The organism is Oscillospiraceae bacterium NTUH-002-81 (genome assembly GCA_032620915.1).
In the GTDB taxonomy this organism is placed as follows: domain Bacteria; phylum Bacillota; class Clostridia; order Lachnospirales; family Lachnospiraceae; genus JAGTTR01.
Map to the genome: position 1 here is coordinate 1092501 of CP136052.1, position 16029 is coordinate 1108529.

The 16029-nt window shown below is 49.9% G+C and carries 11 protein-coding genes, 1 tRNA gene, 1 rRNA gene and 2 pseudogenes (1 of these 15 cut by a window edge); 14 read left to right on the forward strand and 1 reads right to left on the reverse strand.

The features are described 5' to 3' along the window. The 7 genes and pseudogenes from RJD28_05235 to RJD28_05265 form a co-directional block, all read left to right on the forward strand. Positions 1-1189 (forward strand): 23S ribosomal RNA (locus RJD28_05235); it begins 1704 nt to the left of the window's first position. 168 nt (positions 1190-1357) lie between these two features. Continuing rightward, positions 1358-1428, forward strand: a tRNA-Trp gene (locus RJD28_05240). A 297-nt stretch (positions 1429-1725) separates the two neighbouring features. Continuing rightward, positions 1726-2478 carry a hypothetical protein gene (locus RJD28_05245; protein WNV58911.1) on the forward strand — a complete coding sequence of 251 codons (753 nt, stop codon included), beginning with the start codon at positions 1726-1728 and terminating at the stop codon, positions 2476-2478. Between the two features lie 138 nt (positions 2479-2616). Further along, positions 2617-3075, forward strand: coding sequence for an Lrp/AsnC family transcriptional regulator (locus RJD28_05250; GenBank protein ID WNV58912.1), 459 nt, complete (start codon positions 2617-2619; stop codon positions 3073-3075). Positions 3076-3332: 257 nt separating this feature from the next. Then, entirely contained in the window at positions 3333-4829 is a 1497-nt protein-coding gene (locus tag RJD28_05255; protein WNV58913.1) for an MBOAT family O-acyltransferase, read from the forward strand. 33 nt (positions 4830-4862) lie between these two features. Continuing rightward, positions 4863-5909 (forward strand): hypothetical protein, encoded by a 1047-nt coding sequence (locus RJD28_05260; GenBank protein ID WNV58914.1) that lies wholly within the window; start codon positions 4863-4865, stop codon positions 5907-5909. Positions 5910-5972: 63 nt separating this feature from the next. After that, positions 5973-7368, forward strand: a pseudogene (locus RJD28_05265) (FAD-dependent oxidoreductase). Positions 7369-7437: 69 nt separating this feature from the next. On the opposite strand, the gene RJD28_05270 reads toward RJD28_05265, so the two are convergent. Further along, positions 7438-7980, reverse strand: coding sequence for a hydrolase (locus RJD28_05270; protein WNV58915.1), 543 nt, complete (start codon positions 7978-7980; stop codon positions 7438-7440). A gap of 356 nt (positions 7981-8336) precedes the next feature. On the opposite strand from RJD28_05270, the gene RJD28_05275 reads away from it, so the two are divergent. From RJD28_05275 to rpoN, 7 genes and pseudogenes are all read left to right on the forward strand, one after another. Continuing rightward, positions 8337-9518 carry an acetyl-CoA C-acetyltransferase gene (locus RJD28_05275; protein WNV58916.1) on the forward strand — a complete coding sequence of 394 codons (1182 nt, stop codon included), beginning with the start codon at positions 8337-8339 and terminating at the stop codon, positions 9516-9518. An 89-nt stretch (positions 9519-9607) separates the two neighbouring features. Next, on the forward strand, positions 9608-10384 hold the full coding sequence (locus RJD28_05280; protein WNV58917.1) for a short-chain-enoyl-CoA hydratase: 777 nt from the start codon (positions 9608-9610) through the stop codon (positions 10382-10384). A gap of 29 nt (positions 10385-10413) precedes the next feature. Further along, positions 10414-11256, forward strand: coding sequence for a 3-hydroxybutyryl-CoA dehydrogenase (locus RJD28_05285; GenBank protein ID WNV58918.1), 843 nt, complete (start codon positions 10414-10416; stop codon positions 11254-11256). 269 nt (positions 11257-11525) lie between these two features. Next, positions 11526-12665 (forward strand): acyl-CoA dehydrogenase, encoded by a 1140-nt coding sequence (locus RJD28_05290; protein ID WNV58919.1) that lies wholly within the window; start codon positions 11526-11528, stop codon positions 12663-12665. Between the two features lie 23 nt (positions 12666-12688). Beyond that, entirely contained in the window at positions 12689-13471 is a 783-nt protein-coding gene (locus RJD28_05295; protein WNV58920.1) for an electron transfer flavoprotein subunit beta/FixA family protein, read from the forward strand. A gap of 20 nt (positions 13472-13491) precedes the next feature. After that, positions 13492-14539 (forward strand): annotated as a pseudogene (locus RJD28_05300) (electron transfer flavoprotein subunit alpha/FixB family protein). An 86-nt stretch (positions 14540-14625) separates the two neighbouring features. Further along, entirely contained in the window at positions 14626-15993 is a 1368-nt protein-coding gene (gene rpoN / locus RJD28_05305) for an RNA polymerase factor sigma-54 (GenBank protein ID WNV58921.1), read from the forward strand. Positions 15994-16029: the final 36 nt, after the last annotated feature.

Below are 16029 nucleotides of genomic sequence, written 5' to 3' on the forward strand. Positions count from 1 at the left end.
TGACCCCGTAACTTCGGGAGAAGGGGTGCCTCTGTAACAGGAGGCCGCAGAGAATTGGCCCAAGCAACTGTTTAGCAAAAACACAGGTCTATGCAAAACCGCAAGGTGAAGTATATGGGCTGACGCCTGCCCGGTGCTGGAAGGTTAAGGGGAGGGCTTAGCGTAAGCGAAGGTCCGAACTTAAGCCCCAGTAAACGGCGGCCGTAACTATAACGGTCCTAAGGTAGCGAAATTCCTTGTCGGGTAAGTTCCGACCCGCACGAAAGGCGTAATGATTTGGGCACTGTCTCAACAATGGACCCGGTGAAATTGAAGTACCAGTGAAGATGCTGGTTACCCGCGCCAGGACGGAAAGACCCCATGGAGCTTTACTCTAGCTTGATACTGGGATTCGGTATTGCATGTACAGGATAGGTGGGAGGCTATGAAAGAAGGACGCCAGTCTTTCTGGAGCCGCTGTTGGGATACCACCCTTGTGGTACTGGGTTTCTAACCTGCCGCCATGAACTGGCGGAGGGACAATGTCAGGTGGGGAGTTTGACTGGGGCGGTCGCCTCCGAAAGGGTATCGGAGGCGCTCAAAGGTTCCCTCAGAATGGTTGGAAACCATTCGTAGAGTGCAAAGGCAGAAGGGAGCTTGACTGTGACACCGACGGGTGGAGCAGGTACGAAAGTAGGACTTAGTGATCCGGTGGTATAAAGTGGGATTGCCATCGCTCAACGGATAAAAGCTACCCTGGGGATAACAGGCTTATCACTCCCAAGAGTTCACATCGACGGAGTGGTTTGGCACCTCGATGTCGGCTCATCGCATCCTGGGGCTGTAGTAGGTCCCAAGGGTTGGGCTGTTCGCCCATTAAAGCGGTACGCGAGCTGGGTTCAGAACGTCGTGAGACAGTTCGGTCCCTATCCGGCGTGGGCGTAGGATATTTGAGAGGAGCTGTCCTTAGTACGAGAGGACCGGGATGGACTGACCTCTGGTGCATCGGTTGTTCACCAAGAGCATGGCCGAGTAGCCAAGTCGGGACGGGATAAACGCTGAAGGCATCTAAGCGTGAAGCCCCCCTCAAGATGAGATATCCCAGCGAAAGCTGTAAGACCCCTTGAAGACGACAAGGTAGATAGGGCAGAGGTGGAAGTGCGGTAACGCATGCAGCTGACTGTCACTAATAGGTCGAGGGCTTGACCAAAAGCACTTAGTGATTGGCGAGCGCGAAGCGCGAAGACAGAACTTAGTGCGTTGGTCGTTCGAGTGAATGAACATGAACTCGAACTTCCGACAGTGGTTCAGGTAATAAACAATAATTCGGATGTAATACAATATGTGGTTTTGAAGGTACATGTATTTTTATTTATATAGGGGATTAGTTCAATGGCAGAGCAACGGTCTCCAAAACCGTCAATGGGGGTTCGAATCCCTCATCCCCTGTACATAAAAGTCTTCGATCGATCCGGTCGGAGATTTTTTTTGTATAAATAAGAAATTGCATTTAAAGAAAATATTGCGAGAAGAGACAGGTCAACAGAACAATGGCTTGTCTTTTTTTTTTTGAATAGGCAATATTTTCGATATTATTTGAAAAATCAGAACGAAACAGAAAAATTTCTCGGGGGGGTGACACTGAGGCAAAATTGTATAGTGTAAAAAGAAGGAAATGCTTGTATCTTTGTTTGGATTAGTTTATGATGAAGAAAAGAGAATCAGGGAGAAGGCGAACTTACAGAGATGTCAGGCAAGAAGAAAAAATTTCACGAAAAAGAAGCAGAAGAAGAGAAGAAAAGTACTGCACAGGAAGCAGAAGTGGTACATACGGATCCTGTGATACAGGATCAGACAGAGGCATCTCACGTAGAGGAGCAGCCGCAAGCTCAGGTACATATGCAGGACCAGCGGGCATCGCAGATGCACCCACAGGAACAATCGCAGCAATCATCTCAGATACATACACAGGAGCAGCCTGCATCTGCAGAGCTTTATGAACAGCTGGAGGCACAGCTTCGGACATTGCGGGCGGAATCGGCGAAGATGCAGGAGGAACTGCAGAAGATACGGGATCGCAGAGGCAGTCTGGACCGACGGCTTTACCGGGAACTTCTGGATTCGGAAGTGCTGGGACAGATTGCAGCCTGTTATGTAGAAATCCAGGGTAAGAAAGAATTGTACGGAGTTGTCCGGAAATTTCTGGAAGAACATGAGGAGCAGTGCAGCGGGATCCGGGCGGAGCTTCGGGCCATCCGGGAGCGAAGCAGAAGCAGCGGCGTGTCCAGTCTGGCCTGTGCAGCGGGCATTCTGAGTGTGGCAGGTATCGTGTATGCGGCGGCGGGAATGGCGCCGGGCGCAGTGATCGTTCTGTTTCTCGTGCTGATTGCGCTTTCCGGTTACGTGTGGATCAATGCGGAGAAAAACGCAAGGATCAATGGCTGTGCAGAGTATGTTTTGACAGTTATGGAAGATATGGAAGACAGTAAAAAATTGTAAAAAAATCCCAAATTGATATTGAATTTTTAATCGCCATTTAGTATACTATTTTCATTGGGTAGCAATGAAGGGCTTATGTAATATGGTGTTGGAACAGCAGTTTCAGAGAGGGGATTTTAGAAAAGGGGAAGTCACATAATGGATAACGTAGATATCAAGATTCTTAATTACCTGAAAGAAAATTCAAGACAGAAGGCATCCAGTATCAGCGAAGAAATTAATCTGTCGGTATCTGCAGTACTTGAGCGGATTCGTAAGCTGGAGAACAGTGGAATTATCAAGAAATATACGATGGTTCTGGATCGCAAGAAGATCGGATATGACATGCTGGCATATATTGAGGTCGGCCTGGAGCATCCGAAGTATTATGACAATTTCACCGAGGAAGTATTGAAGAATAAGCAGATTTTGTCCTGTCATTATATCACAGGCGATTTCGACTTTATTTTACAGGTAATCACCAACTCTTCCGAAGGACTGGAAGCAGTGCATCGTCAGATCAAGAGCATTCAGGGTGTTTCCACCACCAAGACCCAGTTTGTCCTTTCCACGATCAAGGATGAGTACACGGTGATTCCGGATCTGACTGAAAAATAAGAACAGACCTTTGGAGTGTATACAAGAGTTCGATAATGAGAAAGTACAGGAGGACTTCGACAGTGTTTCGATAATGCTGCGGAGTTCTTTTTTTACTGTTGAGAAACTGACATTCGTTATATCAATCGGAGATTATGCGGACTGCTAGCGGCGGGATAGAATTTTCTTAGAGGGGCTGCCCGGTTGCACAAAATAGCAGAATCGGGTATAATATCACATACGGCCCACCGCAGGGGCCGACAGAAAGTGAGAATTTTATGCAGTTTAATTCCTGGCAGTTTGCCGTTTTTTTACCGGTTGTATTTTTCCTGTATTACGCAGGCAAAGCAAGCTGGCGCTGGGCCATCCTTCTGGCGTCCAGCTATTTCTTCTATATGTACTGGAATCCAAAGATGGTGGTGTGGATCGTGGGAACCACGCTGGTGACCTACGTCTGTGCCATCCGCATGGAGGAGAGTGACGGACAGAGACAAAAGAAACGCTGGCTGCTGCTGGCATTGTTTGTCTGTCTTGCCATCTTGTTTTTCTTTAAATATTTTAATTTCTTTTCCCATTCCATCAGCGGTGCGGCGCGGCTGTTCGGGGCGCCGGTGGGGGATGTGACGCTGCAGCTGGTGATGCCGGTGGGCATTTCCTTCTATACGTTCCAGACGCTGGGCTATCTGATCGATATTTACCGGGGAAAAATACAGGCAGAGCGGCATCTGGGCTATTATGCCCTGTTTGTCACCTTTTTCCCGCAGCTCATTGCCGGGCCGATCTCCCGGGCGGGAAGCCTGATGCCTCAGCTGCATGAAAACGCAGAATTTTCCTATGAGGGCGTGACGAAGGGGCTGAAGCTCATGGCCTGGGGCTATTTCAAGAAGCTGGTCATCGCCTCTTCCCTGGCGGTATATGTGGACAGGATTTATGATGACCTGCAGTCCTACGCGGGCTTTGCCCTGCTGGTGGCGGCAGTGTTCTATTCCATTCAGATCTACTGTGATTTTTCCGGGTATTCGGATATTGCCATCGGCTGTGCCAAGCTGTTTGGCAAAGACCTGATGATCAATTTCAGGAGCCCGTATTTTGCATCCGGCATCAAGGAATTCTGGGGACGGTGGCATATTTCCCTGTCCACCTGGTTCCGGGATTACGTGTACATTCCGCTGGGCGGCAACCGGGTGTCGGCGTTCCGACACCAGCTGAATCTGGTGATCACCTTTCTGGTCAGCGGCCTGTGGCACGGCGCGGACTGGACATTCGTGATCTGGGGCGGTCTGCATGGATTGCTGCAGGTGGCGGAGTCGCTGCTGACGAGAGGTTCAACATCAAAGAAGAACAGTAAAACCCAGATCAGTGATCAAAACGAGAAAAAACAGTGGAGCCATATCCTTGGAATCTGCGCCAGAACCGTGCTGACCTTCATCCTGGTGACCGTTGCCTGGATCTTTTTCCGGGCGGACACGCTGTCGGATGCCTGGTATGTGATCTCCCATATGTTCCGCAACTGCCAGTATTTCCTGCCCTACCTGCGGGAAGGGTATGATTTCCTGGGGCTGACGAAGCTGAAGCTGCTGGGACTGCTTCTGCCGGTGGCGCTGCTGGCGGTATTTGATTATTTTTCACTGAAAATGGATGTGATCGACCGGATCGGCCAGTGGAAGACGTGGCAGCGGTGGCTGCTGTATGTGGCCTTTGTCAGCGTTACCATCTGCATGGTGGCGGCGTCCTATGGAAATGTATCCCAGGAATTTATTTATTTCCAGTTTTAGTTTCCGGTTCCGGCCGGTTTGGAAGGAGTATGAATGGCAAAACTGATCAGAAAGCTGTGCCTGCTGGCGCTCTGCGTAGGTGCGGTGTTAAGTGTTTTTGTGGGCATCAATGTGCTGGGCGACCCGTACAATGTGTTTCATGTGGACCATATCCGGGACATGGGCGTGGAGCCCAACAAGAATTTTATCAAAATGAAATATGTGCTGGAAAATAAAGATAAATACGATACGTTTATTTTCGGCTCTTCCCGGGTGGGTTTTCTCTATTTTGACACCTCGCCCTATGAACATTATTATAATATGTCCTACTCGGAGGGACTGCCCAAGGAGCACTTGGACAACTTGAAGGTACTGCTGGCAGCAGGGGTGCAGCCGAAGCACATTTTCCTGGGCGTGGATAACATTTCCTATCTGGTGGATCCGGCGCTCCACGAGGATCTGCTCATCCGGATGCCTTACCCGGCGGACGGCAATCTGCTTCCCTTCTATGCGAAAAATGTGAGCAACTGGGAGGTGACATGCAAGTCCTTCCGGCTGCTGACGGGGCTGGAGAAGGTGGAGGTGGGCAATATGCCGCTGGATCCGGCGCGTTTCTATGAAAACGGGGAATCGGTGTACAACGATGATTACCAGATGCCGTCAAGTGTCTATGAGACGGCCTACTGGGACAGCTATTATGCGGATCGGACGGACGAGGCCATTGAGGAGATCCGCCAGTTCAAGGAGCTGTGCGAGAAAAATGGCATCGAACTGACGGTATTTATCAATCCGCTGCACTACAAGACGTACACGAAATCTGCAAGGCACGGGCTTTTTACTTTTATGGAAAAGCTGGCCCAGGTGACGGACTACTATAATTTTACGGGGTTGAACGAGTACACCTCCCAGGACCAGTATTTTTTTGAAACGTCCCATTATAAACCGGAGGTGGGGTATGCCATGGTGGATGCCATGTGCTACGGAAAAGTGCCGGAGGATCTGGCGACATCCTGGTTCGGCATGCTGGTGACGGCGGACAATGTTTCTGACTTTACCGAGTATTTTCAGGAGCAGATCGATGCGATGAAAAGCGGAAAATAATTGACATACAGGCGGGAGAGACGGTATAATAAAGTCTGTATGCCATACGAAAGGGGTTTTTTTATGAAATATGATGTCATCATTGTGGGAGCTGGCCCGGCAGGTATTTTTACTGCTCTGGAAATGATCAAAAAAGGGATCGAAGAAATCCATTCTCATGATAGATAAAGGTAAAGATGTAAAGAAGCGCAGCTGCCCGAAGGCAAAGACCAATCACTGCGTCAACTGCAAACCGAACTGTGATATTACCACCGGATTTTCCGGCGCAGGTGCATTTTCTGACGGAAAGCTTTCTCTGAGCTACGAGGTGGGCGGCGAGCTGCCCCGTCTCATCGGCGCGGAGAAGACCCAGGAAATGATCCATTACACCGACGGCATTTATCTGGATTTCGGCGCAGACTCCAAGGTAGAGGGCGTGGGACAGGAGGACAAGATCAAGGCGATCCGTAAAAATGCCATCCGTGCGGGCCTGAAGCTGGTGGACTGTCCGATCCGTCATCTGGGAACGGAGAAAGCCCAGGAGATTTATGGAAAGATCCAGGACTATCTGCAGGAGAACGGTGTGGAGATCCTGTTCCAGACGTCCTGTCTGGATCTGCGGATCGAGGATAATGTCTGTGTGGGCGTGGAAGTGGAAAACGAGCGCACCCACGAGAAGAGCTATTATGAAGGCGAGAAGATCGTCGTTGCGGCGGGCCGGGTAGGTGCAGACTGGCTGCAGGCCATCTGTGCACAGCATGACATTGAGCACGTGCCGGGAACCGTTGATGTGGGTGTCCGTGTAGAGGTGCGCAATGAGATCATGGAAGAGGTCAACAGCGTGCTGTACGAGTCCAAGCTTATCGGCTATCCGGAGCCCTGGGGCAACAAGGTGCGTACCTTCTGCCAGAATCCGGGCGGTTTTGTGAGCCAGGAGAATTACAACAATGACCTGGCCCTGGTCAACGGCCATTCCTATAAGGTAAAGAAGTCCAGCAACACCAACCTGGCCATTCTCTGTTCTCATAATTTCCGGATCCCCTTCGATCAGCCCATCGAGTATGCGAAGCGGATCGGAGAGCTGACCAACATGCTGGGCGACGGCCATATCCTCGTACAGCGTTACGGCGACATCAAGGCCGGAAAGAGAACGTGGCAGGAGGAGCTGGATCGAAGCAACGTCCGTCCGACGCTGCCGGATGCGGTGGCAGGCGATATCACCAGCGCCCTGTCCTACCGGACCATGATGAACATCATCGGTTTTATCGAGATGGTAGATCAGGTCGTACCGGGCTTTGCCAGCTATGAGACGCTGCTGTATGCGCCGGAGATCAAGTTCTACAGCAACCGGGTAAAAATGGATGAAAAGTTCAATACCAACGTGAAGAACCTGCACTGTCTGGGCGATTCCAGCGGATGGACCAGAGGCCTGATGATGGCATCTGTCATGGGTGTCCTCATGGGAAGAGAACTGGTATAATAGTAAAAGCCGGGAGCGGCGGAGTCAGTATAGATTCCGTTGCCCCGGCTTTTTTGGCGGTGTACCGGTTTATTTCACCAGCGCGGAGATTTTCTTGAATCTCTCATTTCCCGCGATCTGCGTCAGCTCAAACAGCAGCGCCTCGTAGGAGGTGAGGATGGCACCTTCCTTCTCTGCCCGCCTGAGAGCGGTGGCCTTGTCGGAATCCTTGCGGGAATCCACGCAGTCCTCCACAAAGAGTACCTGATAGCCGTCAGCGCACAGGTCGATGACGGTCTGCAGGGCGCACACGTGGGATTCGATGCCGCAGATGATGACGGTTTTCCGGCCGGAAGCGATCACAGCTTCCCGGATGGCGTCGTTCTGCCAGCAACTGAAAGTGATCTTGTCAAAAACGGGGCAGTCTGCCACCAGCTCCCTGATCTCGGGAACGGTTTCTCCCAGGCCCTTCGTGTATTGCTGGGAGACGAGAACCGGGACGTCCAGCACCCGCAAACCCTGTAAAAGAATGCGGGAATTGTGAATTAATTCACGTTCATGTGCCATGGCCGGAACGAGCCGGGTCTGGTAATCAACAGCGATGGTAATGCAGTTTTCTGGGGTAATACGCATAAAAACCTCCTTCAAATCATGACTATTTTTCATATTAAATACAACTTTTTTTCCGTATTTCCGCGGAAGCTTTTCTCAAGCTTACCATATTTTGGGGATTTCGGCAATCTTTGTAAAAAAAAGGTAAAAAAAGAGGCGGAATACAGGGATTCTTTATCACTTATTTACAGGATTTCAAAAAATGTTTTATTGACATTGCCGGATTGCAAAGGTAAAATGAAGGCAGTGAGTTGAAAAAGGACAGGTTGCATCCAGCAGGGTAGAGCCAGAGTTGTGATTTACTTAACATGGTTACATATCGGAAAAAGCCTGTCACATTTTCAACTAAAATTAATTTCAAAATGGAGGAATTCAAAATGGCAAAGAAAGTAGTTATCGCAGGCGCTTGCCGTACGGCAGTTGGTAAGATGGGAGGCGTATTAAGCACAGTACCGGCAGTAGATCTGGGTGCAATTGTAATCAAAGAGGCTCTGAATCGTGCAGGTGTTCCGGCTGACCAGGTAGATGAGGTTCTTATGGGATGCGTTATCCAGGCAGGCCTTGGACAGAACGTAGCACGTCAGGCTTCTGTGAAGGCCGGTGTTCCGATCGAGGTTCCTGCTGAGACACTGAACAACGTATGCGGATCCGGACTGAAGTGTGTAAACATGGCAGCAGACATGATCATGGCAGGAGATGCGGATGTCGTTGTGGCTGGCGGTATGGAGAACATGTCCATGGCACCGTATGCGCTGATGAAAGCCCGTTTTGGTTACAGAATGAACAATGCAACCATGGTTGATACAATGGTGAATGACGGACTGTGGGATGCATTCAACAATTACCATATGGGAATCACTGCTGAGAATGTGGCAGAGAAATATGGTATCACAAGAGAAGAACAGGATGAGTTCGCTGCATGGTCTCAGAACAAGGCTGTAAAGGCTCAGGAAGAGGGCAGATTTGATGCGGAGATCGTTCCTGTACCGGTGAAGATGAAGAAAGAGACCGTACTGGTTACCAAGGATGAGGGACCGCGTGCTGGTGTTACCAAGGAGAGCATCTCCAAACTGAAACCGGCATTCAAGCCCGATGGAACCGTTACAGCAGCTAACGCATCCGGTATCAATGATGGCGCAGCAGCCGTTGTCCTGATGAGCGAGGAGAAGGCTAAGGAGCTGGGTGTTACCCCTATGGCTACATTTGTAGTAGGAACCTCTGCCGGCGTTGATCCGTCCATCATGGGTGTGGGACCGGTTGCAGCAGTCCGCAAGGCTATGAAGAAGGGCAACTTCACTCTGGATGAGATCGATCTGATCGAGGCTAACGAGGCATTTGCAGCACAGTCTCTCGGCGTTGACAGAGAATTACATTTTGATCGCAGCAAGCTGAACGTAAATGGCGGTGCAATTGCAATCGGACACCCGGTAGGAGCATCCGGATGCCGTATCTTTGTTACACTGCTTCATGAGATGCAGAAGAGACCTGATGCGAAGAAGGGGCTTGCAACTCTGTGCGTAGGCGGCGGTATGGGCGTTTGCACAGTTGTAGAGAAATAATCAATTAAATATTTTTGTGCCGCAGCCGGCTTCGCCGGGTGCGGCATTTGAAAGTTGTAACGGAGAGAATAGTAAGGAGGGTGCTGTACATGGAATTTGTAACATATGAACAGACCGGACACATTGCGGTTATGACGATCAACCGCCCGAAGGCACTGAATGCGCTGAATAAGCAGGTGCTGACAGAGATCAACGAGGTTCTCGACCAGGTAGATGTGAATACCGTCAGATGCATGATCGTTACCGGTGCAGGAGAGAAATCCTTTGTTGCCGGTGCTGATATCGGAGAGATGAGCGTACTGAACCGTGAAGAGGGCGTTGCCTGGGGCAAGTACGGCAATGATATCTTCCGGAAGCTGGAGACTTTGCCGGTTCCCACCATTGCAGCCGTCAATGGCTTTGCACTGGGCGGCGGCTGTGAGATTTCCATGAGCTGTGATATCCGTATCTGTTCCGAGAATGCCGTATTCGGACAGCCGGAGGTTGGCCTGGGCATCACACCGGGATTTGGCGGAACTCAGAGACTGGCCCGTATCGTTGGCATGGGACGCGCAAAGGAGATCATCTACACCGCATCCAACATCAAAGCTGATGAGGCATACCGGATCGGTCTGGTGAACAAGGTCGTACCGCAGGAAGAGCTGATGGCAGCCGCACAGAAGATGGCTTCCAAGATCGCTTCCAACGCACCGGTAGCCGTTCGCCTTTCCAAGAAAGCCATCAATGAGGGCCTGCAGGTGGATATGGACAAGGCTATCGTCATTGAGGAGCATGCTTTTGGTGACTGTTTCGCAACAGAGGACCAGAAGGAAGGCATGAGCGCATTTCTGGAGAAGAGAAAAGAAAAGAACTTCCAGAACAAATAATTTTTTAAATAAATCAAGGAGGAATTACCATGAAGGTAGGCGTTATTGGAGCAGGAACCATGGGTTCCGGAATCGCACAGGCATTTGTACAGTGCGAGGGCTATGAAGTAGCATTATGCGATATCACAGAGGAGTTTGCTGCAGGCGGCAAGAAGAAGATCGAGGCTGCTCTTGGTAAGCTTGTAAAGAAAGGCAAGAAGACCCAGGAAGAGGTTGACGCGATCCTTGCAAAGATCACCACAGGCCTGAAAGAGAACATCGCTGCTGACTGTGATCTCATCATCGAGGCTGCTGTTGAGAACATGGAGATCAAGAAGAAGACCTTCAAAGAGCTGGATGCTATCTGCAAACCGGAAGCCATCTTTGCTACCAACACTTCTTCTCTTTCCATCACAGAGATCGACAAGGGCATCGGCCGTCCGGTTATCGGCATGCACTTCTTCAATCCGGCACCGGTGATGAAGCTCATCGAGGTAATCCCGGGCATCAACACTCCGCAGGAGACCGTTGACAAGGTGATCGCTATCGCAAATGAGATCGGCAAGACCCCTGTTGAGGTAAAAGAGGGTGCTGGCTTCGTTGTAAACCGTATCCTGATCCCTCTGGTAAATGAGGGTGTTGGCATCTACGCTGACGGACTTGCTTCCGCAGAGGGTATTGATACCGCTATGAAGCTTGGCGCTAACCATCCCATGGGACCGCTGGAACTGGGCGATCTGATTGGCCTGGATGTTTGCCTGGCAATCATGGAGGTTCTGTACTCCGAGACAGGCGATCCGAAGTACCGCCCTCATCCGCTGCTGAGAAAGATGGTTCGCGGCGGCCTGCTTGGAAGAAAGACCGGCAAGGGCTTCTACGACTACAGCAAATAAGCAGTCGCTTTAATCGAATAAAACAACATATTTCGGGATCCCGGCATGGTCGGTTTTTGGCTGTGCCGGGAACTTTGGGGTGAAAAAACAAAACATTTTACGACAATTTGCTGCAGGCAGTCTGTGAAAAAAAGAAAAAAGGCGTGTTTTTTAATCACATGGATTGTCAAAAGCTTGACAAAATTTGCAATTTCTACTATCATGGTAATTAATCAGGCGATCAATTCAGATCATCCTGTTTAACATTTTTTAAAATGGAGGAGTAAAAAATGGATTTCGTATTAAGCAAAGAGCACGAAATGGCGAGAACTCTGTTCAGAGATTTCGCACAGGCAGAAGTGAAACCTCTGGCACAGGAGGTTGATGAAACTGAGCATTTCCCTTGGGATACCGTAAGAAAGATGCAGAAGCTTGGCTTCATGGGAATCCCGATGCCGAAGGAGTACGGCGGACAGGGCTGCGACAGCCTGACATACGCAATGTGCGTAGAGGAGCTGTCCAAGGTTTGCGGAACGACAGGCGTAATCGTATCTGCACACACATCCCTCTGCTGCGAGCCTATCCGTAAATGGGGCACACCGGAGCAGAAAGAGAAATACCTGACACCTCTGGCAAGCGGCGAGAAGATCGGTGCATTCGGTCTTACAGAGCCCGGCGCAGGAACAGATGCTTCCGGCCAGCAGACAAAGGCAGTACTTGACGGAGACCACTATGTACTGAACGGCTCCAAGATCTTCATCACCAACGGTGGAGCAGCAGATACATATGTAGTGTTCGCAATGACAGATAAATCTCTGGGCAACCATGGAATCTCTGCATTTATCGTAGAGAAAGATTTCCCGGGCTTCTCCATTGGAACAAAAGAGAAGAAGATGGGTATCCGTGGATCGTCCACAACAGAGCTTATTTTCCAGGATTGTATCGTGCCGAAGGAGAACCTTCTCGGTAAAGAGGGACAGGGCTTCGTAGTAGCAATGACCACACTGGACGGCGGCCGTATCGGAATTGCCAGCCAGGCACTGGGACTTGCACAGGGAGCACTGGACAATACCATCGCATACGTAAAAGAGAGAAAGCAGTTCGGACGTGCACTGGCTAAATTCCAGAACACCCAGTTCCAGCTTGCAGACATGCACACAAAGGTAGAGGCTGCAAGACTGCTGGTTTACAAGGCAGCAAGAGCAAAAGACACCCAGAAGAAATATTCCCTTGAAGCAGCAATGGCTAAACTGTACGCTGCAGAGGTAGCAATGGAAGTAACCACAAAGGCAGTACAGCTGCACGGTGGATATGGCTACACAAGAGAGTACGATGTAGAGAGAATGATGAGAGATGCGAAGATCACCGAGATCTACGAGGGAACATCTGAAGTACAGCGTATGGTAATCAGCGGAAGCATTCTGAAATAATAGGTAAAAGGAGAATAAGTTCAATGAAAGTAGTTGTTTGCATAAAGCAGGTACCCGACACAAAGGGCGGGGTTGAGTTTAATCCCGATGGAACACTTAACAGAGCAGCTATGCTTGCAATCATGAATCCGGATGACAAAGCCGGCCTTGAGGCAGCACTGAGATTAAAAGACCAGTACGGCGCAGAGGTTACCGTAGTAACCATGGGACTTCCGAAGGCAGAGGATGTACTTCGTGAGGCACTGGCAATGGGCGCAGACAATGCGATCCTCGTAACAGACAGAGTACTGGGCGGAGCAGATACATGGGCAACTTCCCAGACACTGGCAGGAGCTATCAGAAACCTGGACTACGATCTGATCATCACAGGCCGTCAGGCAATCGACGGAGATACCGCACAGGTAGGTCCGCAGCTTTCCGAGCACCTTGGAATCCCGGTAATTTCCTATACCCAGGAGCTGAAGGTAGAGGGAGACAGCGTAATCGTAAAGAGACAGTATGATGACAGATATCACATGCTGAAAGCAAAAATGCCGTGCCTGCTGACAGCACTGGCAGAGTTAAACGAGCCTCGTTATATGACACCGGGCGGAATCTTCGAAGCATGCGCAAAGGAGATCACTGTTTGGGGAAGAAAAGACCTGAAGGACGTAGAGGATTCCAACCTTGGACTGAAGGGATCCCCGACCCAGATCGCAAAAGCATCTGACAAAGTCAGAAAGGGCAAAGGCGAGACAGTAAATCTTGATGTAGCAGAGTCTGTAGATTACATCATGAACAAGCTTCAGGAAAAGCATATTATCTAATTTAAAACGAGGTGAGAAATATGAATATCGAAGAATATAAGGGAGTATATGTGTTTGCCCAGCAGGTAGACGGAGTAGTAGGGGGCATCGCATTTGAGCTGGTCGGCGAGGCAAAGAAGCTTGCAAAAGACCTGAATGAGGAAGTAACCGCAATTCTGATCGGTTCCGACATCAAGGGACAGGCAGATGAGCTTGGCGCATACGGCGCAGACAGAGTCATCGTAGTAGATGATCCGGCACTGAAGGATTACCGTACAGAGCCTTATACACATGCAATGGCATCCGTGATCAAGAAATACAAACCTGAGATCGTGCTGATCGGTGCAACCGCAATCGGCCGTGACTTAGGTCCCCGTCTTGCTGCAAGAATCCACACCGGACTGACAGCAGACTGCACAAAGCTTGACATCGGCGATTTCCCGCTGAACCCGGTACCGGGCAAAGAGCAGAAGCACAACCAGCTGCTGATGACCCGTCCTGCATTCGGTGGAAACACCATCGCAACCATCGCTTGCCCGGATTTCCGTCCGCAGATGGCAACGGTTCGTCCTGGCGTTATGCAGAAGCTTCCGAAGGATCCTTCTCATAAGGCAATCGTAGAGGAGGTACAATCCTGGATTCGAGGAGAACTCCAACTACGTAGAGATCCTCGAGATCGTAAAGGCAGTCAGCGATGTAGTAGATATCATGGACGCAAAGATCCTGGTATCCGGCGGCCGTGGCGTAGGAAGCCCGGAGAACTTTGCAATCCTGCAGGATCTGGCAGATGTGATCGGCGGAACCGTAAGCTGCTCCCGTGCAGTCGTAGATGCAGGCTGGAAGCCGAAGGATCTGCAGGTAGGCCAGACAGGTAAGACTGTACGCCCGAACCTGTACTTTGCAATCGGTATTTCCGGAGCAATCCAGCACCTGGCTGGTATGGAAGAGTCTGACGTGATCATCGCGATCAACAAGGACGAGACCGCTCCGATCTTCGACGTAGCTGACTACGGCGTTGTAGGCGACCTGAACAAGATCGTTCCGCTGCTGACAGAGAAGCTGAAAGAGTACATGGCTGCTAAGAACTAATTTGAGAAACACTTAAAAGATGGAGTGGGGCGTTCTTCTTTTAGGACGCCCCATTACTATGCTAGTTGAGAAACGGGAGCATTTTGATGGAAATTGGATATAGTACAGTACAGGAACAGTCGCAGATTATGTCGCAGAATCAGATACAGTCCCTGCAGATCCTGGCGATGGACAATATGGAACTGAACGAATATCTGCAGAATGAATATCTGGAAAATCCTTTGCTGGAGTATGTATCCGCTTCGGAGGCGGGACGTGAGGACAGATCCGGCATGGAGTCTATGAGCGGTACAGGGGCAACCCGGGTATCGGATCATATTACTACAGAATCTTACAAAGCCTGGAATGAAGGTTCCAAGGAAAAAGAATATGATGTTGCTTCTGAAAACCCGTTGGAATTGAAATATTTTTTGCTGGATCAGATCAATCAGCTGAAATATACCGTGGCGGAAAATAAAGTCATGGAATTTCTCATCGATTGCTTGGATCCCAGCGGTTTTTTTACCATGTCAACACAGGATGTCGCCCGGATGACAAAGACATCGGTGGAGACTGTCGAAAAGTGTCTGGATATCATGTCCAATCTGAAACCGGACGGTATCTTTGCACCTGATCTTGCCCATTGTCTCATTCACCAGCTGGAAGTGCTGGGGGAGGATGATGAGTATATTCATGACATTATTCTGAATCACCTGGAAGATGTGGCGAATGGAAAGATCAGTTCTATTTCAAGAAAATTAAACCTGCCGACGACGCAGGTTCGCAAATATATTGCTGCGATCAAGCGGCTGAATCCCCGTCCGCTCATGGGCATTGTCCCGGGCAGAACGGAATATATCACGCCGGATATTGTTTTTTCCTATAAAGATCAGCAGTGGAGCATTGAACTCAATGACAAATGGATGGGCGATTACAAGCTCAGTTCCTATTATATGAATCTGATGCAGACGGCCACGGATAAGGAGCTGCTGGAATATTTCCGCAGGAAGATGGAGAGCACCCGCTTTATTATCCGCAGTGTGGAGCAGCGCCGTATGACGATCCTTCGGATATCCCAGGCGATCCTGGACTGGCAGATGGAATATTTTAACGGTCATGGACCGCTGAAACCGATGACGATGGCGGATATTGCAGAGAAGATTGACATGCATGTGTCTACGGTCAGCCGCGGCATCAAAGGAAAATATGTCCAGTGCCCCAGAGGAACGCTGAAGGTGAAGGATCTGTTCTCCGCCAGTGCCCTGCAGAGTCAGGACGGCGCCGAGACCCCGGATGTGGTCAAGACGAAGATCAAAGAGCTCATCGACAATGAGAATCATGAGAAGCCGTACAGCGATCAGGAGATCGCGGAGATCTTAAGTGCCAGAAATATCTGTATTTCCCGGCGGACAGTTGCCAAGTACCGCAAGGAAATGGGCATCAGTACGACCTATGAGAGAAAATACAGTGAATAATCATTAAAAAAGAACCGACAGAGAATATTGCGTCTC

Bases quoted from the DNA above. Each gene is read 5' to 3' on its own strand.
- RJD28_05245 (WNV58911.1), top strand. From the start codon at position 1,726: ATGTCAGGCAAGAAGAAAAAATTTCACGAAAAAGAAGCAGAAGAAGAG.
- RJD28_05250 (WNV58912.1), top strand. From the start codon at position 2,617: ATGGATAACGTAGATATCAAGATTCTTAATTACCTGAAAGAAAATTCA.
- RJD28_05255 (WNV58913.1), top strand. From the start codon at position 3,333: ATGCAGTTTAATTCCTGGCAGTTTGCCGTTTTTTTACCGGTTGTATTT.
- RJD28_05260 (WNV58914.1), top strand. From the start codon at position 4,863: ATGGCAAAACTGATCAGAAAGCTGTGCCTGCTGGCGCTCTGCGTAGGT.
- RJD28_05270 (WNV58915.1), bottom strand. From the start codon at position 7,980: ATGCGTATTACCCCAGAAAACTGCATTACCATCGCTGTTGATTACCAG.
- RJD28_05275 (WNV58916.1), top strand. From the start codon at position 8,337: ATGGCAAAGAAAGTAGTTATCGCAGGCGCTTGCCGTACGGCAGTTGGT.
- RJD28_05280 (WNV58917.1), top strand. From the start codon at position 9,608: ATGGAATTTGTAACATATGAACAGACCGGACACATTGCGGTTATGACG.
- RJD28_05285 (WNV58918.1), top strand. From the start codon at position 10,414: ATGAAGGTAGGCGTTATTGGAGCAGGAACCATGGGTTCCGGAATCGCA.
- RJD28_05290 (WNV58919.1), top strand. From the start codon at position 11,526: ATGGATTTCGTATTAAGCAAAGAGCACGAAATGGCGAGAACTCTGTTC.
- RJD28_05295 (WNV58920.1), top strand. From the start codon at position 12,689: ATGAAAGTAGTTGTTTGCATAAAGCAGGTACCCGACACAAAGGGCGGG.
- rpoN (WNV58921.1), top strand. From the start codon at position 14,626: ATGGAAATTGGATATAGTACAGTACAGGAACAGTCGCAGATTATGTCG.